The organism is Streptomyces sp. NPDC037242 (assembly GCF_055604165.1).
Genome location: NZ_JBVJUY010000014.1, coordinates 18,536 through 41,241 on the forward strand (window position 1 = coordinate 18,536; position 22,706 = coordinate 41,241).

Sequence of the window (22,706 nt, forward strand, 5' to 3'; positions counted from 1 at the left end):
TCAGCCCCTTGAGATGCCCAACACGTCTGCGCCGCGCTGGTACTTGGATTCCAGGATGGACTCGATGCCGAAGCGTTCCCTGAGCGATTCGGTCAGCGCCTCGATGAGCTGGATGAGCCTCGGATCGTGTGCGACCTCGTCGTCGATGTGCGGATACACCGGCAGTTCGATCTCGCTGTACGTCTTCCTCACCCGCTGCTCCTCGGGCAGGCGCAGGTCGTAGACCGTGACCCTGTCCATCGAGCAGCGTAGGGCGTCCTTCTTGTCCAGCCACACGAAGAAGGGGTGGCGGTACTGCTCCAGGCCGATCGTCGGAGCCAGGTCCTCGCCCGTCACACCGAACTTCTCCCGCAGGTGGACGCCGGGGTGCTCGATGTCCGTGCGGGCGAGCAGCCGCTTGACGGCGGCCACGGCCTCCGGGGACGAGGGGGCGCGCTGGATGTTGGCCTTGTCCTCGCCCTCGAAGACGTACCGGTGGTCGCGCCGTACGGCGTTCTCGTCCTCGGACAGCTTGAACGCGCAGAAGGCGTGGGTCTTGATGTTGCACGTGGTGCGCAGTACGGCGCCGGCCCGCAGCAGGCGGTAGTCCTCGGTGTCGTAGTAGATACCGGTGTTGAGTCTGGGTTCGGTGCGGGCGTAGCTCTTCTCGGCGATCTCCGCCCCGGGCACCAGCTCCCCGATCCGCAGGTGCATCTCGTCGAGCCAGGCGTAGTAGTCCTCGTCCGTGATGGTGTCCGAGAAGGCGAGTTTGACGCCCAGTTGGTTGAAGACCGCGAAGTCTCCGGTCCGGCTGTAGATGGGCTCTTCCGAGGGGATCTGAGGAGTGTGCACGGGGCTCCCGTCAGCGTGGGGGTGGGTGGAGGGGGCGGTCTGCCGGCTCATGCGCGGTCGAGCACGATGCGCAGCTTCTCGGCGAGCTCCGCGGTGGAGAACATCTGGTTCTCCGTCGGGTCGTACTTCACGGAGTTGCTGAACACGCTCGCGTAGTTCTTCTGCCGGGGTCCGCGCAGCACGAGGGTGCAGGTCAGGTCCTCGTGGGGCAGGATCACCCGGTGGATCTGGTCGAAGGTGAGGTCGTAGGAGGTACCCGCCGGGACGCTGGGGCGGTCCGTGGGGAGCAGGGGTGAGTCGCCCACGTTGACGTAGAAGTTGCCCACGGTGGCAACGCTGTTGAGCTTCTCGGGGATGTACTGGAACTCGCCGAAGAGGGTTCCGGTCGCGTCCCGCACGAAGTTCTGCGAGGTGAGGGTGCCGGCCACGACGTGGGACCAGAAGCTGAAGCGGTGGTCGTGGATCTGCTCGTCCTCGGCCTCGGCGTCGGAGTAGGGCGGGTTCCACAGGTGGAGGGTCAGCCGGTAGCCGAGCTGGGTTCCCGAGTCCACCAGGACGATCTTGTCGAAGTGGTTGGTGTGCGGGTACGAGCGCTGCGCGATGGAGGCGAGCAGCTTCTCGTCGCCGAGTATCTCGGTCAGCAGGGCCGAGAGGTTCTCACCCGAGCCGAGGGTGTGTACGAGTTCGAGGTTGGACCGCACGGTGCTCTCGCTGCGGTCGATCGGCAGGTCCGCGAGCTGTCGGCAGACCTCGTCGTAGGTGGGAGGTGTTCCCGTACGTCTCGAAGCGGGCGTGCTCAGGGTGCTCATGGGTGCGGCTCCTTGACTGTTGTGTGCCGTAGGGCCGGAGGTGGCCGGCCCGCCTACCAGGTGGGTGCGGAGGAGACTCCGCCGTCCACGACGAGGTCGTGGCCACTGATCCAGGACGCGAGCGGGGAAGCCAGGAAGACGCAGGCGTCCGCCACGTCCTGCGCCCTGCCGAGCCGCCCCAGAGGCGCGGCCTTCTGCCATCGCCGGACCCCTTCGGGCCATTCCTCCGGGAGTCCCGGCCGGTCGATCAGTCCGGGCGAGACGGTGTTCACCCGGATCCCCAGACGCCCGTATTCGAGTGCGGCGGTACGGGCGTGCATGATGAGGGCGGCTTTGGAAGCGCAGTAGTGGGCATGGTCGAGGGCCGGGTGGCGTCCCTCGATGGAGGCGATGTGGGTGATGCTCCCGCCTCCGTGTTCCGCCAGGACGGGGGCCGCTGCCTGGGTGCAGGTGAAGGCGCCCGCCAGGTTGGTGTCGAGTACCTGTCGCCACTCGGCGGTGGTCATGGCGGCCAGCTCCCGCACCGGCTGGATGCCGGCGCAGTTGACGAGTCCGGTGAGCCGTCCGGACCATGCGGCGCTGTCCGCCACCAGGCGACGGCACGCGGCCTCGTCGGTGAGGTCCGCGGACAGGGCGAGGGCCCGGTGGCCTTGGGCCGTCAGCTCCGCGGCGAGCTGCTCGGCCCGGCCCTTGCCGCTGTGTCCGTGGACGACCACGGCCGCGCCGGCCTGTGCGAAGCGTCGGGCGATGGCACTGCCGATCCCGCCGCTGGCGCCGGTGACCAGGACGCTCTGCCCGGTCAGGTCGGGCAGGCCCGCGCGGTCCATGTCAGTTCTCCCGCGGGGCGGTCGCGGGGGTGCGGGCGGGCCCGCCGATCGCACCCTCGGACCCGGCCGGGTGGCGCAGCGGGACTCCGGGCCGGCACAGTGCCTCGATGAGATCGGCCGCCTCGGGGTACTGGGCGCCGAGCACCTGTGCGTCGCCGCCCTCGTAGTCCGCGGAGCTGAATCCGGGCGCCATGGTGCAGCCGAAGAGTGCCCACTCGCCTCCGGACACGACCCGGCCGCCCATCCACGTACCGGCGGTGACCGTGTACTGGACGTGCTGGCCGCCCAGTACGTCCTGGCCCAGGACGACCACGCGGCTGCCGCCGTCCGGTTCGAGCAGCACCAGTTCGACCGGGTCGCCCAGGTAGAAGTGCCAGACCTCATCGGTGGGGAGCCTGTGCATCGCCGAGAACTGGTTGTCCTCGGGCGAGAGCAGTACGGTGATCGCCGAGCCGGTGGGGCGCCCGTCGGGCTGGGGCGGGCCCGCCCACGTACGCGTGAACAGGCCCCCTTCCAGCGGCATGGGCCGCAGACCGTAGAGGGTGGTGAGGTCTTCGGCCGTGGGCCGGGGTGCTTGCATGGCTTCCTTTCCGGGGGCCGTGGGCCGGGGCCGGTGGCCTGTGGCCGGTGCGGCCGTCAGGTGGTGCGCAGTGCGGGCGGCAGGTGGTCCATGAGGTTGACGTGCACCACCCGCCACCTGCCGTTGGTCCACTCGATCGCGTTGATGCCGCAGTTGTAGAGCTTGAGACAGAAGGCGTCGGACTCCGCGATGGTGCGGAAGACCGTCTTGATCAGCCCGCCGTGCGTCACGGCGAGCACCGGCTGCCCCGTCTCCTCGGCCCGCCGGGTGAGTTCCGCCAGAGCGGTCCGCGCCTGCGCCCGGAAGTCGAGGTAGCGCTCGGAGAGCGGAACCTCGGGCCACGGTGCGAACGGCGCGGCCGCTTTGGGGAGTTCGGAGACGACGTGGAACGCGGCCTCCTTGAGGGTGGGCTGTACGTCCGCGACCAGCCCGAGGGAGTCGCCCAGGTACTCGGCCGTCTCACGGGCCCGCTTCAGCGGGCTGGCCACGAGGCTGCCGACGGCCAGCCGGGTGGTGGCGTCGAGGGCGGCGTCCCCGGCGAACCACTGCCCCAGGTGCTTGGCCTGGTCGTGCCCGAGCGGGCTGAGACTGGTGTCCCAGTCCTCACTGGGGTTGAGCTGCCACTGCGACTGGCCGTGGCGCACGAGATAGATCTTCACTGGTTGTCCTCCACGGCTGCCTGCCCTCTGCCTTCCTCGCGGTCAGCGGCCGCCCATGCCCAGGGCGGTCGCCGAGCGCTGGTACTTGATGTCGGAGGTGACCTTGGTGTCGAAGCGCGCGCACAGGTCCTCGGAGAGCACGTTGAACAGCTCCACCACACGGGGGTCCTGGGCGATCTCCGGCTCGATGCGCGGGTAGATGGCCAGTTCGACCTCGGAGACGGGACGCTCGACGCGCTCGCTCTCGGGCAGTCGCAGGTTGGACACGGTGGCCCGGTCGATGCTGCACCGCAGCGCGTCCCGCTTGTCCAGCCAGACGAAGAAGGTGTAGCGGAGGTCGTCGAGCTTGACGGTCGGGATCAGCTCGGTGCGCGGGATCCCGTACGTCTCCTCCAGGTGCAGACCCGGGTGGTCGATGTCGGTGCGGGCGAGCAGTCGCTGGACGACCGCGACGGCTTCCGGGGAGTCCGGGGCGGCCTGGATGGTGGCCTTCTCCTCGCCGTCGAAGACGTGGCGGTGGTCGCGGCGGACGTGGTTCTCGTCCTGGGCGGCCTTGAAGGCGCAGAAGGCGTGCGTGATCTTGTTGCAGGAGGTGCGCAGCAGCGCGCCGGTCTGCAGGATCCGGTAGTCCTCGGTGTCGTAGTAGATCGCGGTGTTGAGCGGGGGCGCCTGGCGGGCGTTCTCCTTCTCCACGATCTGGGCGCCGGGGACGCGGTCGCCGATGGTGGCGATCATGTCGTCGAGCCAGCGGTAGTAGTCCTCGTTGCTGACCTCGTCCATCTCGATCTTCAGGGCGAGCTGGTTGAAGACCACGGAGTCGCCGCTGCGGCTGTAGACGCTCTCGTTCTCGGGCATCTTGGGGCTGATCATGTGATTGCGCATCCTTCGGTTGGGTGGGCGGCCGGCTGTGGCCGCTCCGACAGGGGGGTGAGGCTGGGGTCGATCGGAGGCCGCTCAGCGGTCGATCGGGGGCCGGGCGTCGAGACCGGCCGTCAGGGCAGTTCGATGCCGGTGTCGACACCGTCGAGGACACGGCTGCACAGGCAGTTCCGCTCGACGGGCAGTGCCTTGAGCGCGTTGGCCAGGACGGGGCGCAGGCGGTCGATGTTCTGGCCGAAGACCTTGAGGACGTCCTCGTGGGTGACGCCCTCGCCGACCTCGACGCCCGCGTCGTGGTCGGTGACGAGCGCGACGGAGGTGTAGCAGAGGCCGAGTTCCCTCGCGAGCGGTGCCTCCGGGAAGCCGGTCATGCCGACGACCGACCAGCCCTGCTCGGAGTACCAGCGGGACTCGGCGCGGGTCGAGAACCGGGGGCCCTGGATGACGACGAGGGTTCCGCCGTCCTGGGCCTCCTCCCAGCCTTCCTCGCGGGCGGCGGTCATCACGACAGCACGGCCCGTGGGGCAGTACGGGTCGGCCGTGGGGGTGTGCACGACCTTCGGGGTCTGGCCGTCGGGGCGCTGGTAGCCGTCGAAGAAGGTCTGGTCACGGCCGTAGGTGCGGTCCACGAACTGGTCGGGCACGACGAGCGTGCCGGGGCCCAGCTCCCTGCGGAGGCTGCCGACCGCGCACGGGGCGATGATCTGGCGGGCGCCGGCCGCCCGCAGGGCCCAGAGGTTGGCCCGGTAGTTGATCCGGTGCGGCGGCACCGAGTGCTCGCGGCCGTGTCGCGGCAGGAACGCCACCTTGCGGCCGGCGAGTTCACCGATCATGAGGGAGTCGCTGGGCTTCCCGTACGGGGTGTCGACGGCCACCTCGGTGATGTCGTCGAGGAACTGGTAGAAGCCGGATCCGCCGATCACGCCGATTTCGACGTCGGACAGCTGGGTCATGTTGTGCCTCTTTCTGGCTACGTGCTCAGTGCTTGGAAACTGTTGCGTGGGGCGCTTCTCGGGAGCCGTGCTCCTGTTCGTCCGCGGGCCTTCCGGGGGCGGGCGGCAGCAGTGCCTTGCCCTGCGCCACGACCCTGCCGAGCCAGTAGCCGGCGATCTGCGAGGAGACGATCGAGAGCAGGACCAGGGCGGTGAAGAAGTTCTCGTTGATGATGTGGGCGCCGAAGGCGACGGACGCGAGGACGATGCCGGGACCGCCGCGTGCGTTCATCGCGACGGCGAGGTTGGTCGCCGCCGGGTGGGACTCCCCTGCCGCCCTGGCCCCGAGCCATACGCTGGAGAACTTGACCGCGCAGGCCAGCAGGAAGAACCAGCAGAAGAACACCGGGTCGAAGTGCCGGACCAGGTCGAGCTTCACGCCGACGATGGCGAAGTAGATCGGGACGAACAGGCCCATCGAGACGTGTCGCAGGGTCTCCTGGGACTCCTTGGCCCGGGCCCCCGTATCGCCCGCGGTGCACATGCCGGCGACCAGGGCGCCGAAGATCGGGTCGATGCCCAGTCCGGTGCAGGCGGCGCACAGCAGGAATACCACGACCAGCCGGAACGCCAGCGGGCTGCGCTGCTCCAGTACGTTGCCCCGGGACCTCGCCAGACCGCTGAAGGAGCGCGGGCCCAGCCACAGCAGCAGGCCGAGGAAGACCAGCGGGACGAGGGTGAAGTAGACGACGGCCACCGGCAGCGAGTCAACGGCGATCCAGGCCCACAGTCCGAAGCCGTCGCCGGCGTGGGCCTGGGCCACGCCGAGGACGATCGCCAGGATGACGTAGAGGAGGATGTCCTCGATCACCGCGACGGCGAGCACGATCCTCGCGAACAGCGACTGGAGGATGCCCAGGTCCATCATGATGCGGGAGATGACGGGCACGCTGGTGACGGCCACCGCCATGCCGAAGATGAGGGCGAGGGTCGTCGGCGAGCCGTTGGGGCCGATGAGGTCGTCGGTCTCCACGACGGAGGCGATGGCCACACCGAACCCGAAGGGCAGGACGAGCCCGGAGACGGTGACGAACCCGATGGTCCGCTGCCCCTTGTTGTGGCGGCTCGCCCGGAGTTCGGTGCCCGTCAGGTAGACGAGCAGCAGCAGACCGATCTGGTAGAAGGCACCCAGCACATGGCCGGTGGCCCCGTCGGTCGGCAGGAGCCAGCGCTGGGCGTCCGGGGCGATCTCGCCCAGCACGGTCGGACCGAGCAGCAGCCCGCCCAGGATCTCCCCGATGACCTGGGGCTGACGCATGCGCGCGAACAGGTAGCCGCCCAGATGCGCCGCGACGAGCAGGGCGACGAGCGCGAGGAGCACATGGGCGATCTCAACGGTCTTAAGAGACAAGGCCTTTCCGCCTTTCCGTTGCTCTGGCTGCCAACACCGCGTCCACCAGAGTCAGAGCGGCGAGTCCGTCGTCGAAGCCGGGCACCAGGCGGACGCCGCTGTCCAGATCGTCGGCGAGGCGGCGGTACGGGTTCATGGGGTGCGCTCCGAAGAGCTTCTGGGCGTCACGTGCCCCGGTGTTCAGGGTGAACAGCCCCGAACCGTCGGCGGTGTTCACCCTGACGTGGAACGTTCCGCGCTCTCCGTGGGCGGTGACGAGGAGCTGCGGCCGGGCCGCGCTCCTGCGTGACACCATGACCCGGGCCCTGGTCGGAGCGCCGATGGTGCGCAGTTCGGCCTGGGCGATGTCGCCGGGGCCCTCGGACGGGGTCCAGGCGGACGACACCTCCCAGAAGCCCGTACCCGTGAGCCACGGGACCAGGTCGAAGGCGTGCGTGCCCAGTCCGGTGAGGGCGCCGTCGCCGCCGTCCGTCCGGGTGTCGTCGTGGAGTTCGACGTCGATGGCGAGGAGTTCACCCACGGCGCCTTCGGCGATGGCCTGCCTGGCGTGTTGCAGTGCCGGGTTCTCCCGCAGCTGGAAGGCCACGAGGGCGCGGGCGCCCTGGGCATGGGCCAGTTCGGCCAGCTTCAGCGCCGACTGCCGGCTGGCGGCCAGCGGGGCTTCGCACATCACGAGGAGCCCGCGGTTGAGCGCCTCGGAAACGAGCTCGTCGCGGCTGTGCGTCGGGGTGGCGATGGCCACGGCGTCGATCCGGCCGCTGCGTATCAAGGACAGGGCGTCCGTGGTCACTTCGGCGTCGGGGTGGTGTGTCCGTACCACTTCGGCGGCGGCTTCGGTGTCCTGGGCACAGGCCACCGCGGTCACGGAGAACTCGGGGCACTGGGCGATCCACCGCGCGTGGACGCCGCCCCGTCCGGTTCCGACAATTGCTATGTCCACGGGCGTTCCTCAACTAGGCGTGCTGTTCGGTGTGATGCGGTTCCCCGCTCGGGCGGGGTGCGGCGCGGCTGCGCCAGCAGGTCCTCCAGCCAGCGGGCCACGCCGTCCTCGTCGTTCGAGAGGGTGGTTTCGTCCGCCGCGGCGAGTACGTCGGGGTGGGCGTTGGCCATGGCCACGGACCGGCCGGCCCAGCGGAGCATGGGCAGGTCGTTGGGCATGTCGCCGAAGGCGATGGCCTGTTCGGCGGACAGCTCCAGCTGGACGGCCAGCATGTCGAGGGTCGTGGCCTTGGTGACGCCGGTGCGGGTGATCTCGCAGAACGCGGGGGTCGACACCGTCACCGTGCACCGGCCGGGCAGGGCGTCGGCCACGGCCCGGTAGTAGTCGTGGGCCGATCCCCCGGTCTGGACGATGAGTTTCGACAGGCCCCGCCCGTCGAGTTCCTCCTCCAGCGACCGGACCCGCCGGGCCTCGCCCGCCAGTGCGGGTTCGAGGTCGAATCCGGGTTCCAGGAGCAGGTCGGGCCATCGCTCGCAGCCCAGCCGGACGCCGGGGAACCGGCGGCGGAGCACCGCGATCACCTCGGCGGACACGTCCTGTGGCATGGGGTGGTGGTTCACGACGGTATCGCGGGCGTAGTCGTAGGAGATGGCGCCGTTGCTGCACACCGCGATGGCCATGTGGCCGAGGGCCTCCGCGATGGGCCGTACGTCGCGGACGGGCCGTGCGCTGGCCATCACGAAGGTGTGGCCCGCCTTCTGCACCGCCTGGACCGCGGCCCGGGTGCGCTCCGAGATCCCGCCCGTGGAGTCGAGCAGCGTGCCGTCGAGATCGGACACGATCATCAGGGGCTTCACAGCGTCGTCGACTCCCTGCTGAGGGGCGCACGGCCGCCGGGCCGGCTCGCGCCGCGCCGGAACAGCTCGGCCGACGCGTAAGCGACCGCTCCGGCCACGCTGAGGACGAGGAAGGAGGCCCAGATTCCGATGTGCTGTTCGGCGGTTCCCGCCGTCGAGGTGCCCAGGGCGTTGCCGGTGAGGACGGCGGTCACCATCCAGGCGAACGCCTCGGTGGCGGTGCCCGGCGGTGCGACCTCGCCGATGATCGAGAACCCGCAGGTCAGCAGCGGGGCGAGGAAGAGGCCTGCGCAGAAGACGAGTACACCGACGATGACCGGGTGCGGGACCAGGACCAGCGGCAGGTAGCACAGGAACATGCCGAGCAGCAGGAGGGTCAACTGCTTCGAGGTGTCGGCCCGCCACTGGCGTGCCCCGTAGTAGAGGCCTCCGACGAGGGCGCCGGCCGCGTTGATGCCGAGCAGGATGCCGGAGAGTCCTTCGTTCCCGACGTGCTCCTGGTAGGCGATGGTCGCGATGTTGAGCGCGCCCAGGCTCACGCCGACGAAGGCCAGGCTGACGAGGAGTTGCCGCAGCCGGACGGAGCGCAGGGCGCCGGCCCAGTCGGGGGTCCGGGGCTCGGCCCGCCAGCGCCGTACGGGCTCGGGGACGATGTAGGCCAGGGTGCCGGCCATCATCGCGGCGGTGGTGACGACGAGCGCGACGGACGGGTCGGCGATCGAGGTCAGCAGGACGACCAGGAGCGGCCCCGTGACGAAGACGACCTCTTGGAGCGAGGCATCGAGCGCGTAGGCGGCGCCGATGGCCCGCTGGTCCTTCAGGACGCTGGGCCACAGCGTCCGCAGGCAGGGTTCCAGGGGCGGCGAGAAGAGCCCGGCGACGACGACGGCCGCCGCGGCCGTGCTCACGCTGCTGTCACCGAACCACACCAGCGCCAGGAAGCCGATGCCCGAGACGACCGCGCTGACGGACAGGACGACGACCTGTCCGAAGCGGTCCACTGCCCGGCCGAGCAGCGGTCCGCCCACGGCCATGGAGAGGCCGTAGAGCGCGGTGACGGTTCCGACCGTGCCGAATCCCAGTCCCTGGGAGCGCAGGAACAGCGCGATGGCCAGGGGGGCCATGCCGTTGGGAAGCCGGCCGAGGAGGTTGGAGGTGAGGAGGTACTTGGCGTGCGGTGGGCTGAGGCAGTCCCGGTAGGCGGTCAGCATGATCAACGACTGTCTCCGGGCGTCGGTGCGGGGGTGGGGAGCAAGGTGAGTTCGACCTCGGCGATCTCGGTGTCGCCGAAGGAGATGCGGACGTGTGCCGTCCCGCCGAGTTGTTGCGCGGGTACGCCGTCCGCGAGGTGGAGCCACAGCTGCGCGGCGTCGACGTCGAGGGCGATCCCGTTCCTGGGCGGCTTCCTGACCGATACGGCGTAGGCGGACAGGGCGTCGGCCACCCGGTCGGGCAGCGCCATGATGTCCACGTCGAGGGCGCTGCCGTTCCCGTCGAGCACGACGGTGGCGGGCAGGGCGATCTCTTCGTGGTGTACGAGGGGTGCGGTGGCTCCGTAGCCGACCAGCAGGCGGCGGCGTGCCGCGTCCCAGTCGACGTGGGGCGTGGAGGTATGGCCCGTCTTGGTCATGCTGACCGCCCGTAGGTGTCGCACCAGATCCAGGCGATCTCCTCGCACTGGTCGGGAGAGAGCTGGCGCACGCCCGACGGGTGCGGCCGGCTCGCCAGTTCCCGGATGCACAGGTACAGCTCGCAGCACAGGAGGTCGTGCAGCCGTCCCACGATCCGCTCGTCGACGTGGCTCGGGGCGAAGCCGGTCATCAGGTACAGCGGTTTGCCCTCGAACCGGCAGACGGTCGTGCCGCCTTCGTACTGTTCCACGCGGGTCAGCGCCCCGAAGGTGCCGTCCGGGTGTGGATCGGACAGGAGGAAGCCCTCGGTGAGCACCACCGTCTCCGGCCTGAGCAGGCGCAGGGCCGCCGGGTCCACCGGCAGGTCCCCGTACAGGTCGATCACCACGTCGGCGCTGCTGAGCAGTTCGGCGCGGTCCGTGACCCGGTAGCCGGCCAGGACCGCGGCGCAGGTGGAGATGGGGTCGGGGTCGCGCACGCTCACTTCGGCGCCGAGCACACGCAGTGCGGCTGCCACGGCGGTGTGCCGCTCCCCGTACCCCAGGATCACCACCGTGCAGTCGGAGAGCGAGCGGGCCAGGTCCCGGCGCAGCCGGGTCTCCAGGGTCTGCGCTATGGCGTACCCCGCGGGGGCGTTGACCAGGGAGTCCAGCGCGCTGCCTGCGGTGGTGAAGACCGGCAGGCGCAGCTGGACGGGATCCTGGGTCTGGCGGGGAATGCCGCACTGCGCGCTCCACACCGCGCCGCGTGCGCCCTGCTCGGCGAGCAGTCCGGCCCCCTCGTCGGAGAGCAGGTGGCCCGGGCCCTGAATCACGACGGGCGCGGAGGCCCGGCGCGTCAGTCTGCCCGTGTACTCGGCGGCGGTGCGCACGAGGTCCCGGGGGTGGTCGGGCGTGAGCACCAGTACGTCGCTGATGTGCGCGGCGGCGGCCATCGACTGCTCGTGGCCGGGTGTGGTGATCACGGCGCTGACGTCGAGGGCGGCGGAGAGCACCTGGAGGTAGGCCACTGTTCCGGGGCCCACTTCACCCGTGACGACCAGGCAGGCCCCGTCGGCCGGGAAGGCCTCGACGACCTTGCTCAGGGCGGGAAGTTGCGGTTGGCGCGTGCCCGTACCGAGGTCCACGGAGGAGCGGGAGCCGACCGGGGTGGCCCGGGCCATCTGCGAGGGCTTCCCCGGGGTGGTGGGGCGTCCTAAGTAGAGGGCTGTCTGGGAAGCCGGCCTTTGAATCACTGTGGTGTCCTTCGTCCTGCACCCGGCTTCCCGGGCGCGTGGTTCGCCTGCGTGGTTCTCACACGTGCTGGAGACGGGCGATTCCGGAGATCTCAGGAACGGGCAGCTGTGCGGGGCGGATCTCGATGTCGCCGATGACCAGGTCGGACGGCTGGTCCTGTACGAGGGCGCCGACGCAGCGGGCGACGGACTCGGTGGCCATCTTGTAGGGGGTTTCGTCCCCGTCCTCGTTGGCGATGGCGCCGGGGCTGACCAGGGTGGCCCGCACTCCGTTCGCCCGTTCCTCCAGCAGCAGCGTCTCGACGAGGGCCTTCAGGGCGCCCTTGGTGGCGCTGTAGGAGGCTCCGCCCTCGAAGAACCGGGTTCCGGCGTGGCTCCCGATGATCACGAAGCTGCCCTGTGCGGCACGGATCGCCGCGAGCGAGGCCCGTACGATGCGGAAGACCGAGGTGAGGTTGACCGCCACGGCCCGGTCCCAGTCCGCCGGGTCCATCTCGGCGAGGGTCGCGAAGGTGCGGTCCACCGCATTGGTGACGCAGACATCGAGCTGTCCGAAGCGGGTGAGCACCTGGCCGACCGCGCCGTCCACCGCGTCCGGGTCGGCGAGGTCGCACTGGATCTCGTAGAGCCAGTCCTCGCCGAGGAGGGTGCGGTTGAGCGCGGCCACCCGGTAGCCGCGGCGGTGCAGTTCCCGGGCGATGGCGAGCCCGGTCCCCCGGTTCGCCCCGCTGACCAGGGCGACCGGGGCACCGGCGGGTTCAGCCGATTTCATCGAGGAGCCTCTGCCATGCGGTGACCAGTTCCTTCGGCGAGGCGCCGTGGCGGAAGAGGTCCTTGTCCAGGGAGGAGCCGTCGGGGTGGCGCAGCCGCATGCAGTCGGGCGACACCTCGGAGATCAGTACCGGCTCGCCCTGCGGGTCGAGCCCGAGGATGAGGCAGAAGTCCCAGACCTCCAGGGGGGCGAGCCAGGTGACGAGGGTGTCGTTGACGGCGAGGGCGATCCGCCGGAACTCCTCGACGGGGAGGTCCAGGGCGCGCAGGTAGTCCTCTCCGATCGGCTGGTCCTCGGGGTCGATCCGGTAGTCGAACTTCACGACCGGCCTGGGCAGGACGGAGTTCGCCGTGAAGAGTCCGGGGTACTTCACCAGCGTGGAGCCGATCGCCCGGTTCTTGACGATCACCTCGAAGGGCGGCGCCTCGTGGAACTCGGACAGGTAGACGGTCGGTGCCAGCCGGCGGACGAATCCGGTCCGGATGCCGTCCTTGGCCAGTCTCGCGGCGGCGCGCTCGTAGAAGTCGAGGCGCAACGGGCCGGTGTCCTCGACGAGTTCGTCGCGGCTGTAGGTGTAGCTGCGCAGGCTCGGGATCAGCTCGACCACGCACAGGCCTCCGGGGAGCAGCCAGATGCGCTTGCTGCGGCCTTCGATGTCCGGCGTGCCCGCGGCGCGGACGGCGAGCAGCTCCGCGTCGCTCAGGGCGAGGGTCGCGGCACGGTCCGCCGCAGACGACGAGTCTTCCATGGAGAGGGCCTTTCGGGGTGATGTTCTACGGGGGCCGGCCGGAGGTCGTCCGGCCGGCCTTTCCCTTGGGATCACTGAGTGCAGAGCCCTTGGTTCTGGGCGTGCAGGAGGAGGAGCAGGGTCTTGGCATCGGCGGCCTCCTCGCGCAGGACCCGCTCCAGTGCCTCGCTCAGGGGAAGTTCGAGGACCTGGATGTCCTCGCCTTCTTCGGGTACGCCGCCGCCCGGGCCGCTGCGGGCCCCGGGGTCGTACTCACCGGTGAAGAGGTGGGTCCGCTCGGTGCTCAGCTGCGGGGACAGGTAGGTCGTGAACGCCTTGCGCAGCTCGGCGACCCGGAACCCGGTCTCCTCCTCGGCCTCGCGCCGAACCGCTTCCTCCGCGCCGGCTTCGTCGAGCAACCCGCCGGGCGCTTCGATCAGTTGGCCGTGCGGGTCGCCGTGGAGGAAGGCCGGCAGGCGGAACTGGCTGGTGAGGACCACGGTTCCGGCGGACGGCGAGTACAGGAGTACGGCTGCCCGGTCGCCTCGGCGAAGGTCGATGCGGGACAGTCGCTGCGTCGGGCCGTCGGTCCGGGTGACGTCGAGAGTGTACTGGCGGAGCGTGTACCAGCCTTCGCTCAGCGTCTCGGAGGCGTGCAACCGGGCCGACGGCCGACGGTGCGAGAGGCTGTCAGCCACCGTTGACGTTCGCCAGGATGCCGTTCAGCTTCCCGACGAGTTCGTCCCGGCTGAACATCACGTTGCCGGACGTGGTGTCGGTGCTGGGGTAATCGGTGTTGTAGACGTTGGAGAAGTTGCGCTCCCGCGGTCCGCGCAGCACCAGGGTGCAGGTCATCGACTCCAGCGGGAGTACGACGCGGTGGATGCGGTGGTACTTGAGGTGGTAGGCGTTGCCCTGGTCCTCGACAGTGTCGCCCGTCACCTCCAGCTCGGTCTCGCCGACGAACTCGTAGAAGTTCGAGGTGGTGGAGACACCCTGCTTCTCCGGGCTGTACCGGTACTGCTGGAAGCCGATGCGCGGATTGTCGGCGGCCGAGCCGTCGCCCCCGGGCAGGGCGAAGTTCTGCGACACCAGGCGTCCGGTCAGGATGGTGGACCAGAAGCTGAACCGGTGGTCGTGGATCAGCTCGTCGTTGAGCTCCTTCTCGCTGTACGGCGGGCACCAGGCGTGCAGCGTCAGCCGGTAGCCGAGCTGGGCTCCCGTGTCGACCAGGACGATCTTGTCGAAGTGGTTGACGTGACGGTACGAACGCCCGGCGATCTCGTCCAGTAAGGCCTCGTCCTCAAGGAAGCGGGTAAGGAGCCCGGAAATGCAAGGGCCTTCTCCGAGACGTCTCACCAGGTTCAGATTGTAGTCACTCTGGCGTTCGCTGACGTCATGCGGAAGGCCGTTGAGCAGGGTTATCAGGTCCTTTGGACCGAGGCCCGTCAGGCTGTCACTCGGTGTGGCAAGAGCAGTCATAGTCCCCCCATTTCTTGTTCTGTTCCATCACGCTCGGCATCTCTTCGGGCAGGTCCCGCCCCGTGTCCGGATGCCGTCTTCCTCCCTGTCTAATCGAGCGCTCGCAAGCAGAGCAAGTACCCTAAAGTGCGCCCGTTTCGAGGTAGCCGATCGAGCACCTCCATCGGCGCGCACTCATGTGCACCTGTTTCGCCGCGCCGTGCCAAGGGAGGGTTGACCAGGAAAAAACCGCCGATGGCCGCCCGTTCACACCGTTGCGATCAAGATCTTCAGCGAACGGGGACCGGGGCCGGACGCCGGCGGTCCGGACGCACTGAAGACATGGGGACGCTCGTCTTGGCTACCGAGATTGAACGAAAATTCGTCGTGGAGGACCTCGGCTCAGTTCCGCAGGCTCCTTATTTGACAGTGCGTCAGGGATACCTGGCGCGCGGCGCCGACGAGGAGGCCCGGGTCCGTCAGATCGGCGACGATTACACCCTCACCGTGAAGAAGGGGACCGGACTTCTGCGGTCCGAGTTCGAGATCCTTCTCAGCGCCCCCCAATTCGACGCGCTCTGGCCTGCGACAGTGGGAAGTCGCATCGCCAAGACCCGGCGTGAGGTGAAGGTTCTGGAGGACCGGATCGCCTATGTCGACGTCTTCGACGGGGACCTCGAAGGGCTGATCACCGTGGAGGTGGAGTTCGACGACACGGACACCGCCCTGGCCTTCACCCCGCCGGAGTGGTTCGGACGTGAGGTCACGCAGGACAGCCGGTACTCGAACAAGGTCCTCAGCACGGAAGGGGCTCCGGAATGAGCTGCGTCGCGGTACTGGGCCTCGGCAACATCGGCCGGGCCGTGGTCGCACGGCTGCTGCTCGCCGGGCACGAGGTGCTGGTGTGGAACCGCGACCCCTCGGCCGTCGACCGGCTGCCGGCCGGGAAGGCGGTAGCGGTCGGGACCCCGGCCGAGGCGGCTCGCCGCGCCGAGGCCGTGGTACTGGTGGTCACCGACGAGACCGCCGTGAAGGACGTGGTCTCGGGACCGGACGGCGTCGCAGCGGGAGCCGCGACCTCGCCCGTGACGCTGATCCAGATGTCCACGGTCGCGCCCCACACCCTGGCCTGGGTCGCCGACGCCCTGCCGGAGGGCTCCGGGGTACTGGACGCCCCCGTCATGGCGGGGCCCGGGAAGCTCGCCGCCGGCAAGGGAACCGTGTACGTCGGCGGGTCCGACGAGCTGGTGGGCCGGTGGACGCCCCTGCTCCAGGACATCGGACAGATCACGCACGTCGGGGAGCTGGGAGCGGCTTCCGCGGCGAAGCTCGTCGCCAACTCGGCGCTGTTCGGCATCGTGGCCCTGCTCGGGGAATCCGTCGCACTCGCCGAAGGCCTCGGGCTGGACCGGCGTACGGCGTTCGAGGTGCTCGCGTCCACTCCGCTCGCCGCGCAGGCCGAACGCCGGCGCCCCTCGCTGGAGGCGGACGAGTTCCCCACCCGGTTCTCGCTGCGGCTCGCCGCCAAGGATGCCGGCCTCATCCGTGAGGCGGCTTCGGACCACGGCGTCGAACTGCGCTTGGGAGCCGCCACGGATTCCTGGATCGCCGAGGCCCAGGCCTCGGGGTACGCGGAGGAGGACTACACGGTCATCCTCCGCGCGGCGACGACCAGTAAGGACACATCGCAGACGGAGGCCTGAGGGGCTGAGAGCCTGAGAGCCTGAGATGGCATCAGGCCCGGTAGGTGGGTCGCAGACCGAGCTGGGCGACTTTCAGGGCGACTTCGGTCCGGTTCGTACTGTCCAGCTTGATCAGCAGGTTCGAGACGTGCCGCTTGACTCCGTGGATGGAGATGTCGAGGGCCCGTGCTATCTGTTGGTTGCTCTGCCCCTGCGCTAACAGCGACAGCACGGCGCGCTCCCGCTGGGTCACCCTGTCCAGGCCCCGCTCCACCGCGGTCCCGGGCAGGTGCGGCGACGGCTCCCCGGTCGCCGGATCCAGGTTCCCGGCGGTCAGCTGCCCGAAGACCTGCTCGAGAACGTGGGAATCGATGCGCTGTTCCTGGAGCCAGGCGTCCGGCCCCTTCACCCCGTCGGCCGCCATCCCGAACGACGGGCGCCGGGCGTGGGGGCTGGTGATGACCAGCTGCGCTCCGGCCTGCCCCACGCTCGAGGCCACGGAGGCCGTGTACGACTGCGACGGCACCACGCATATGTCGAACTGCTCCACCTGGAGCAGTCGGTGGAACCCCTCCACGCTCCGGCAGAGCCGGTAGTGGCGCGCGAGGGAGAGGCGGTCCAAGAGGACCGGAAGTCCGTGGAAGGACACCTCGTCGTGTGCGAGCCACAGGACGCTCGCCCCCGCGCGCCCCTGCCCTTCTGCGTCCTCTGCGCCCTCGGCCTCTCGGACACCCTCTGCTACGAGACCTCCTGATGCACCATCAAATTCCAGAACGGCTGCGGCCCTGTCGCCCACAGTCTTCTCCCCGTCAGGTCACCCCGCTGATGTGCGGGAATTTGTCACCGGTGTAATCAACCTACGCTCAAGTAGGAGGAATTACCCGGGGCGTTCAAGCCAAGATCCCAACCGAACCAGGAGTCCCACGTGCCCCAGATTCCGACCGAAGAGGCAGTCGCCCAGGTGGAGCGCACCCTCGTACTGATCAAGCCGGACGCCCTCCTGCGCGGTCTGGCGGGCCGCGTGCTGACGCGCTTCGAGGAGGCCGCGCTCAAGATCGTGGGAACGAAGATGCGGACGATGGACGACGCGTTCATCCGGAAGCACTACTTCGATTTGGAGGAACGGCTCGGTTCGGTCGTATACGACCGGTCTGCCGCTTTCATGAAGCAGAGTCCGATAGTTGCCTTCGTGTTGGAGGGCTACGACGCGGTGGCCACTGTCCGGAAACTCATCGGTTCGTCCTGCCCGAACGAGGCGGCGCCGGGCACGATACGCGGTGATCTCTCCCATTTCAGCAGCGCGGCGAGCAGTGCCACTGGCAAGGGCATGGCGAACATCGTGCACGCGTCGGCGAACCGGCAGGAGGCCGAGTACGAGGTCCAGCTGTGGTTCACGCCGGAGGAACTCCACACGTACCGCAGCCTCGCCGAGGTGCTGACCCACTGACGGCACCGACCGCATGAGCGCCGGGCTCCGCGGCTGCTGGATCCCCGACACGCCCGCCCGGATGCGGCGGATCGCAGGCCCGGTCGAGGAGGTTCACACTCCGCTCCCAGCGCCGGGCCGGACGGGCCCGTTGCCCTTCCCACCCCGAACACGGTCGGATCCGCAGCCGCCGACCGGGTGGACGTGGGGGCCACCGTCCAGCGCGTCGACGCCGCCGGCAGGGAGCTGGTACTGCGGGTCCGGGTCACCCCGCGCGGGGCCCTCGGCGACCACCTAGTGCAGCGGCCGTCCAGCCCTCTCGCCTGTTACCCGGCGGTAAGGAATGATGGCGGCACCATCACACAGCGGGGGGCTGAGCAGCGGTGACGACTTTCGAGGAACGGGCCATGGTGCACGCCTTCCGGGACGACGCCCTGGGAGAGCACGACGCCGTCGGCCTCGCCGCGACGATCCGGTGCGGCGAGGTCTCCGCCGCCGAGGCCGCCCGGGACGCGCGGGAGCGGGTACGGGCGGTCGAGGAGCGGCTGGGCGCGGTCCAGGCGTACGTCGAGGCCCCCGCGCCCGCTGCCGGGGCGGGCGGCGCCTTCGCCGGGGTGCCGACCTTCGTCAAGGACAACACCGACTACCAGGGGCTGCCCACGGGCCACGGCAGCGCGGCCTTCCGGCCCCGGGCGGCCCGGCGCCACGCACCCTTCGCCCGGCAGTTCCTCAGCAGCGGCGTCACCGTACTGGGCAAGACCCGGCTGCCCGAGTTCGGGTTCAGTCCGACCACCGAGTACGAGGGCGCCGAACCGGTTCGCAACCCGTGGCACACGGGCTACTCCGCCGGCGGTTCCTCGGGCGGCAGCGCGGCGCTCGTCGCCGCCGGGGCGGTGCCGATCGCGCACGCCAACGACGGCGGCGGCTCGATCCGGATACCGGCCGCCTGCTGCGGACTCGTAGGCCTCAAGCCGACCCGCGGCCGGGTCGTGGCGAACGCCCAGAGCCGTCAACTGCCGCTTGACATCGTCTCCGACGGAATCGTGAGCCGGTCCGTGCGGGACGCCGCCGCGTTCCTCGCCTCCGCCGAAACGTATTGGCAGAGCCCCAAGCTGCCGCCACTGGGCCTGGTCGAAGGCCCCTCGGGGCGACGGCTGCGCATCGGGTTCCTGCTGGACTCGCCGAACGGCGTCCGCTCCGACACCGCCACCCGGGCTGCGGTCATGCAGACCGTGGCAACTCTGGAACGCCTCGGCCACACCGTGGAGCCGGTGGAGTTGGCCATGGATCCGAGTTTCACCGACGACTTCCTCACGTACTGGGGGATGCTGTCCTTCCTCATCGGCGCCACCGGCCGGACCCTCGGTCCGGATTTCGACCGGCGCCGCATGGACGGCCTCAGCCGGGGGCTGCGCGAGGAGTACCTGCGGAACTGGCGTCGTACTCCCGGCGTGCTGCGCAGGCTGAGGCGTACGAGGGAGGCGTACGCGGCGGGGTTCCGCGGGCTCGATCTCGTACTGACGCCCGTGCTCGCCCACACCACGCCGCGGATCGGCCACCTCAGCCCGACGGTTCCCTATGCGGCGCTGATCGAGCGGATCCTCGCGTACGTGGCGTTCACGCCGGTCGACAACGTCGTCGGCACCCCGTCGATCTCGGTGCCCACGGCGAGCGCGGCGCCGGACGGGCTGCCCGTCGGCGTGATGTTCTCCGGCCGCCCCGGCGCCGAACGCAAGCTGCTGGAGATCGCGTTCGAGCTGGAGGCGGACCGCCCGTTCCGGCGTATCCAGGACCCGAACCTCTGACAGCCCGGCCGTCCGCCATGTGATTGCGTCCTACACCCAGTCGCCGACTGGCGGAGTGCGGGCGCCCGCACCCGGGGTTACGGTCGAAGTGCGTGCGTTCCGCCCACACCGCTGCGGCTTGGCCCGGCGGCTCCGGCACGGTTCGTGCCCGGGCCCTGCCCCAAGACTCCCGAGCCGATCGAAGCGCTGGGCGCGGCACGATGCGGATTCCTGGAGGTCCCCGAGAACCGCGCCGCCCCCAACGGCCGGACCATCAAGCTGGCCCTGGCCGTCATCAAGTCGGCTACGGCGAAACCCGCCGCGGATCCCCTCGTGTTCATGGCGGGCGGCCCGGGGGCCGACACCTTCGACGACATCCCCTTCCCGGTCGGTTCCGGTCTGAACAAGGACCGCGGACTGATCAGTTCTTCACCCCGCTGGGGCTGAACATGATCCTGTCCCCGGCGGTGGCGACTGGGAGCAGTTCCACAGCACCTTCAAGGTGAGCCCGGACCGGAACACCGCGGTCACGGTGGTGTGCAACGCGGACGCCCCCGACCATTTCCGCGCGGCGAACGAACTGCTGGACATCTGGACCAAGTGACAACCCGGCCGGGGCCGTTCCAGAATGCCGCCATGACCGAAGAAGAGCACGACCGGGCAGACGGCCGCTCGTTCCTGTCGGCCGCCGTCGAGGTGGCCCGGCTGGCGGGCATCGAGGACGCGGCCGACGCACCGGAGGCCGACCGCGCACGGCGCCTGGCCTTTGCCGTGCGCCGGCCCCTGCTGGAACGCCCCCACCTGCCCGAAGAGCTCTTCGCCCCGTTGATGGCCGCCTCCGTCTACGACCCGGACGCGAGCTTCTGCTGCTGGTTCGTCCAACCCGCGCTGTACGCCTTCGGCCGCCGCCGGGTCATGGCGGCGCTGCTCGACTATCTGCGGACGGGCACGGCGGCGGAGCAGGCGGGCGCGGAGCGGGCCTGGTACGGCGCCACCATGCGGCTGACCGCGGACCGGTCTCCTGCCTACGCGCCCGACGGGACTCGCGATCCCGCCCTGGACGAGTGCCGCGATGTGGTGGAGGAGTGGCTGGAGGAGACCCGTCGCCGATCAGCTGCCTGACCGGACCGCATCGCCGCGAGACACCTCCTGGGGAGTGTCGTCAAAGTGGCCGCTCCCCGTGGAGGCGCGCGTTTCGAGCAGCCAGTCGTGGCGGCGAGCCGTGCCGGACGGGGCGCGGCCGGCGAGCACGTCGCCCAGGAGGCCGGCGCAGGCCCTGCCGTACTCTGCCGGGCGGAGGTCGATCGCGGTGATCGGCGGGGCGCTGCTCCGGGCGGCGACGCCGCCCGCGCACGAGGCGAGCAGGAAATCGCGGCCGACGCTCCGGCCGAGCGCGGTAGCGGCCCGCAGCACGCCGGGGGCCGCCCCGTCGGGGGCGCAGATCACCGCGTCCACGGCCGGGTCGGCGGCCAGCAGGGTGCGGGTGCGCTCGCCGGCCTCGGCGGGGGTCGCGGCGAAGGGGACGGTGCGTTCGGCTCCGAGCCCGGCCACCCCGGCTTCGACACCGAGCCGATCTGGCAGCGCGTGATCACCGGCAACGCCGCCGCCAACGCCACCTTCATGGTCGTCCCGAACCGCATCGGCTCCGAGAACGGCCTCACCTTCTACGGCAGTTCCTTCATCGCCGACCCCTACGGCCGGGTCCTGGCCCGAGCCCCGCGCGACGAGGCCGCCGTACTGGTGGCCGACCTCGACCTGGACGCGCGCCGGGACTGACGGAACTGTTCCCGTTCCTCGGCACCCGGCACCCGGCGCCCCGACGCGTACGCACCGCTGACCGCGCCCCGTTGAGGCCCGACGCGGCGCGCACCGCATGTGATCAGGGACTCATCCGCTTGGTCCAGCAGTGCGCGGGCTGTAGCGTCACGGCGACATCGACATATAGCGACGACGGCGAGACGGAAGTCCGGTGTGAATCCGGCATGGTCGCGCCACTGTGTGCTGCGACGGCGCTCCTCCCGGGAGCGCCGGCCGCGGCGAGTCAGACCCGAGGACCGTCGTCCTGTACCACCGTATGGGACGCGTTGTTCCCCGAGGAGGTTCCACCCATGGCCGAGGCCGTCGTTTCCGCTGCCATACCCGCATCCGCCGTCTCGCCCTCAGCTCCGCTGCCCGTCCGGGCGGTCCTGCCCTGGGCGGTCTTCGTCGGCCTGCTGATGCTGGTGGCCCTGTACTTCGTCGGCGCGGAGCAGGGCGCCACCGCCGTGTTCTCCGGCGAGGGCGTGCACGAGTGGGTGCACGACGGACGTCATCTGCTCGGCTTCCCCTGCCACTGAGAGGCTCACGCACCATGTACGCCTCCACTGTCAGAGGTCTCCTGGTCCGCGGCATGCTCGCGGGCCTGATCGCCGGACTGTTCGCCTTCGCCGTCGCCTACGTGGTCGGTGAGCCCCCGGTACGGGGGTCCATCGCCGTCGAAGAGGCCGCGGCCGCCAAGGAAGCCGCTCCCGCGGCCGGCCACGCCGGTCACGGCGGCGAGGCCGCCCCCGCCGCCGAGGAAGAGGAGGAACTCGTCAGCCGGCCCGTGCAGTCCACGGCCGGCCTCGCCACCGGCGTCCTCGTCTACGGGGTCGCGCTGGGCGGCATCGCCTCCCTCGCGTTCTCCTTCGCGCTGGGCCGCGTCGGGCGCTTCAGCCCCCGGGCCACGGCGGCGCTCACCGCGGCGGCCGCCTTCGCCACCGCCTATCTGGTGCCGTTCCTGAAGTACCCGGCCACCCCGCCGGCGGTCGGCAACCCGGACACCATCGGGCAGCGCACCACGCTGTTCTTCCTGATGATCCTGCTCAGCGTCCTGCTCGGCGTCGGCGCGATCATCCTGGGTCGGCGGCTCGCCCCGCGACTGGGCAACTGGAACGCGACGTTGGCCGCCGGGGCGGGCTTCGTCCTCGCCACCGCGCTGGCCTTCCTCGTCCTTCCGGACAACAGCGATGCCGTGAAGCCCGAGTTCCCCGCAGCCCTGCTGTGGGAGTTCCGGGTCGCGTCCATCTCCGTCCAGATGGTGCTGTGGGTCGTGTTCGGGGTCGTCTTCGGCCTCCTCGCGCAGCGACTGCTGGCCCACCGCACCGATGCTGCCGGGACGCAGGCGCCCGAGCCGCGCACGGTGTCGGCCGTCGGCTGACTCCGCGCGACAGCGCAGCCGGTCCGGGGGGGGGGGGGGGGGGGGGGGGGTGGGGCGGGGCAAGCGGCCGTGTGGTGGCGGGGGGG

The 22,706-nt window shown here is 70.2% G+C and carries 28 protein-coding genes and 1 pseudogene; 10 read left to right on the top strand and 19 right to left on the bottom strand.

The genetic code is table 11. From position 1 onward, the window contains the following. From ACZ7GJ_RS18295 to ACZ7GJ_RS18375, 17 genes are all read right to left on the bottom strand, one after another. Entirely contained in the window at positions 1 to 831 is an 831-nt protein-coding gene (locus ACZ7GJ_RS18295; protein WP_470752864.1) for a hypothetical protein, read from the bottom strand. 47 nt (positions 832 to 878) lie between these two features. Next, positions 879 to 1,640 carry a hypothetical protein gene (locus tag ACZ7GJ_RS18300; RefSeq protein ID WP_470752865.1) on the bottom strand — a complete coding sequence of 254 codons (762 nt, stop codon included), beginning with the start codon at positions 1,638 to 1,640 and terminating at the stop codon, positions 879 to 881. A 53-nt stretch (positions 1,641 to 1,693) separates the two neighbouring features. Further along, positions 1,694 to 2,467 (bottom strand): SDR family NAD(P)-dependent oxidoreductase, encoded by a 774-nt coding sequence (locus ACZ7GJ_RS18305; RefSeq protein WP_470752866.1) that lies wholly within the window; start codon positions 2,465 to 2,467, stop codon positions 1,694 to 1,696. 1 nt (position 2,468) lies between these two features. Continuing rightward, complete coding sequence (locus ACZ7GJ_RS18310; protein WP_470752868.1) at positions 2,469 to 3,047, bottom strand: cupin domain-containing protein; 579 nt, start codon at positions 3,045 to 3,047, stop codon at positions 2,469 to 2,471. 56 nt (positions 3,048 to 3,103) lie between these two features. Next, positions 3,104 to 3,706 (bottom strand): histidine phosphatase family protein, encoded by a 603-nt coding sequence (locus ACZ7GJ_RS18315; protein WP_470752870.1) that lies wholly within the window; start codon positions 3,704 to 3,706, stop codon positions 3,104 to 3,106. Between the two features lie 42 nt (positions 3,707 to 3,748). Further along, positions 3,749 to 4,576 (bottom strand): hypothetical protein, encoded by an 828-nt coding sequence (locus tag ACZ7GJ_RS18320; protein ID WP_365921250.1) that lies wholly within the window; start codon positions 4,574 to 4,576, stop codon positions 3,749 to 3,751. A gap of 122 nt (positions 4,577 to 4,698) precedes the next feature. Then, entirely contained in the window at positions 4,699 to 5,538 is an 840-nt protein-coding gene (locus ACZ7GJ_RS18325) for an S-methyl-5'-thioadenosine phosphorylase (protein WP_470752872.1), read from the bottom strand. A gap of 25 nt (positions 5,539 to 5,563) precedes the next feature. Next, a complete protein-coding gene (locus ACZ7GJ_RS18330; protein ID WP_470752873.1) occupies positions 5,564 to 6,928 on the bottom strand; it encodes a cation:proton antiporter in 1,365 nt (454 codons plus the stop codon). Continuing rightward, positions 6,918 to 7,868, bottom strand: a complete 951-nt coding sequence (locus tag ACZ7GJ_RS18335) for a Gfo/Idh/MocA family protein (protein WP_470752874.1) — start codon at positions 7,866 to 7,868, stop codon at positions 6,918 to 6,920. Before ACZ7GJ_RS18335 ends, ACZ7GJ_RS18330 begins: the two co-directional genes overlap by 11 nt. Further along, complete coding sequence (locus ACZ7GJ_RS18340; RefSeq protein ID WP_470752876.1) at positions 7,859 to 8,713, bottom strand: HAD family hydrolase; 855 nt, start codon at positions 8,711 to 8,713, stop codon at positions 7,859 to 7,861. Before ACZ7GJ_RS18340 ends, ACZ7GJ_RS18335 begins: the two co-directional genes overlap by 10 nt. An 8-nt stretch (positions 8,714 to 8,721) precedes the next feature. Then, positions 8,722 to 9,936: an MFS transporter gene (locus ACZ7GJ_RS18345; RefSeq protein WP_470752877.1), complete on the bottom strand. Its 1,215-nt coding sequence runs from the start codon at positions 9,934 to 9,936 to the stop codon at positions 8,722 to 8,724. A 2-nt stretch (positions 9,937 to 9,938) separates the two neighbouring features. Continuing rightward, positions 9,939 to 10,355 (bottom strand): hypothetical protein, encoded by a 417-nt coding sequence (locus ACZ7GJ_RS18350; RefSeq protein ID WP_470752879.1) that lies wholly within the window; start codon positions 10,353 to 10,355, stop codon positions 9,939 to 9,941. Next, positions 10,352 to 11,518: a Rossmann-fold NAD(P)-binding domain-containing protein gene (locus ACZ7GJ_RS18355; RefSeq protein ID WP_470752881.1), complete on the bottom strand. Its 1,167-nt coding sequence runs from the start codon at positions 11,516 to 11,518 to the stop codon at positions 10,352 to 10,354. Before ACZ7GJ_RS18355 ends, ACZ7GJ_RS18350 begins: the two co-directional genes overlap by 4 nt. Positions 11,519 to 11,648: 130 nt before the next feature. After that, positions 11,649 to 12,362, bottom strand: a complete 714-nt coding sequence (locus ACZ7GJ_RS18360; protein WP_470752883.1) for an SDR family oxidoreductase — start codon at positions 12,360 to 12,362, stop codon at positions 11,649 to 11,651. Next, a complete protein-coding gene (locus tag ACZ7GJ_RS18365) occupies positions 12,349 to 13,110 on the bottom strand; it encodes a phosphoribosylaminoimidazolesuccinocarboxamide synthase (protein ID WP_470752884.1) in 762 nt (253 codons plus the stop codon). Before ACZ7GJ_RS18365 ends, ACZ7GJ_RS18360 begins: the two co-directional genes overlap by 14 nt. A gap of 71 nt (positions 13,111 to 13,181) precedes the next feature. After that, complete coding sequence (locus tag ACZ7GJ_RS18370; protein WP_470752886.1) at positions 13,182 to 13,787, bottom strand: NUDIX domain-containing protein; 606 nt, start codon at positions 13,785 to 13,787, stop codon at positions 13,182 to 13,184. After that, complete coding sequence (locus ACZ7GJ_RS18375; protein WP_470752887.1) at positions 13,780 to 14,448, bottom strand: hypothetical protein; 669 nt, start codon at positions 14,446 to 14,448, stop codon at positions 13,780 to 13,782. Before ACZ7GJ_RS18375 ends, ACZ7GJ_RS18370 begins: the two co-directional genes overlap by 8 nt. 444 nt (positions 14,449 to 14,892) lie before the next feature. Here ACZ7GJ_RS18375 and ACZ7GJ_RS18380 point away from each other — a divergent pair, with 444 nt between their 5' ends. Together ACZ7GJ_RS18380 and ACZ7GJ_RS18385 are read left to right on the top strand one after the other, a co-directional pair. Further along, entirely contained in the window at positions 14,893 to 15,372 is a 480-nt protein-coding gene (locus ACZ7GJ_RS18380) for a CYTH domain-containing protein (protein WP_470752889.1), read from the top strand. Continuing rightward, entirely contained in the window at positions 15,369 to 16,253 is an 885-nt protein-coding gene (locus ACZ7GJ_RS18385; RefSeq protein ID WP_470752891.1) for an NAD(P)-dependent oxidoreductase, read from the top strand. The genes ACZ7GJ_RS18380 and ACZ7GJ_RS18385 overlap by 4 nt, the downstream gene beginning before the upstream one ends. A gap of 31 nt (positions 16,254 to 16,284) precedes the next feature. On the opposite strand, the gene ACZ7GJ_RS18390 is transcribed toward ACZ7GJ_RS18385, so the two are convergent. Further along, on the bottom strand, positions 16,285 to 16,854 hold the full coding sequence (locus ACZ7GJ_RS18390) for a helix-turn-helix transcriptional regulator (protein ID WP_470752892.1): 570 nt from the start codon (positions 16,852 to 16,854) through the stop codon (positions 16,285 to 16,287). 303 nt (positions 16,855 to 17,157) lie between these two features. Between ACZ7GJ_RS18390 and ACZ7GJ_RS18395 the strand changes: the two genes are divergently transcribed. From ACZ7GJ_RS18395 to ACZ7GJ_RS18415, 5 genes are all read left to right on the top strand, one after another. Continuing rightward, entirely contained in the window at positions 17,158 to 17,679 is a 522-nt protein-coding gene (locus ACZ7GJ_RS18395) for a nucleoside-diphosphate kinase (protein WP_470752893.1), read from the top strand. 183 nt (positions 17,680 to 17,862) lie between these two features. Then, a complete protein-coding gene (locus ACZ7GJ_RS18400; protein ID WP_470752895.1) occupies positions 17,863 to 18,045 on the top strand; it encodes a hypothetical protein in 183 nt (60 codons plus the stop codon). After that, positions 18,042 to 19,463, top strand: coding sequence for an amidase (locus ACZ7GJ_RS18405; protein WP_470752896.1), 1,422 nt, complete (start codon positions 18,042 to 18,044; stop codon positions 19,461 to 19,463). The genes ACZ7GJ_RS18400 and ACZ7GJ_RS18405 overlap by 4 nt, the downstream gene beginning before the upstream one ends. Before the next feature lie 144 nt (positions 19,464 to 19,607). Beyond that, positions 19,608 to 19,889: a hypothetical protein gene (locus tag ACZ7GJ_RS18410; protein ID WP_470752898.1), complete on the top strand. Its 282-nt coding sequence runs from the start codon at positions 19,608 to 19,610 to the stop codon at positions 19,887 to 19,889. Between the two features lie 189 nt (positions 19,890 to 20,078). Then, the gene (locus ACZ7GJ_RS18415; RefSeq protein WP_470752899.1) at positions 20,079 to 20,564 is read left to right on the top strand and encodes a hypothetical protein; all 486 of its coding nucleotides are present in this window, start codon (positions 20,079 to 20,081) and stop codon (positions 20,562 to 20,564) included. On the opposite strand, the gene ACZ7GJ_RS18420 is transcribed toward ACZ7GJ_RS18415, so the two are convergent. Beyond that, positions 20,553 to 20,993, bottom strand: coding sequence for a substrate-binding domain-containing protein (locus ACZ7GJ_RS18420; RefSeq protein WP_470753116.1), 441 nt, complete (start codon positions 20,991 to 20,993; stop codon positions 20,553 to 20,555). The genes ACZ7GJ_RS18415 and ACZ7GJ_RS18420 overlap by 12 nt on opposite strands. On the opposite strand from ACZ7GJ_RS18420, the pseudogene ACZ7GJ_RS18425 reads away from it, so the two are divergent. From ACZ7GJ_RS18425 to ACZ7GJ_RS18435, 3 genes and pseudogenes are all read left to right on the top strand, one after another. Then, a pseudogene (locus tag ACZ7GJ_RS18425) lies at positions 20,970 to 21,293 on the top strand (nitrilase-related carbon-nitrogen hydrolase); the annotation flags it as partial. The gene ACZ7GJ_RS18420 and the pseudogene ACZ7GJ_RS18425 overlap by 24 nt on opposite strands. Positions 21,294 to 21,550: 257 nt before the next feature. Beyond that, positions 21,551 to 21,778, top strand: a complete 228-nt coding sequence (locus ACZ7GJ_RS18430; RefSeq protein WP_470752900.1) for a CbtB domain-containing protein — start codon at positions 21,551 to 21,553, stop codon at positions 21,776 to 21,778. 14 nt (positions 21,779 to 21,792) lie between these two features. Then, entirely contained in the window at positions 21,793 to 22,620 is an 828-nt protein-coding gene (locus ACZ7GJ_RS18435; RefSeq protein WP_470752902.1) for a CbtA family protein, read from the top strand. Positions 22,621 to 22,706 lie beyond the last annotated feature (86 nt).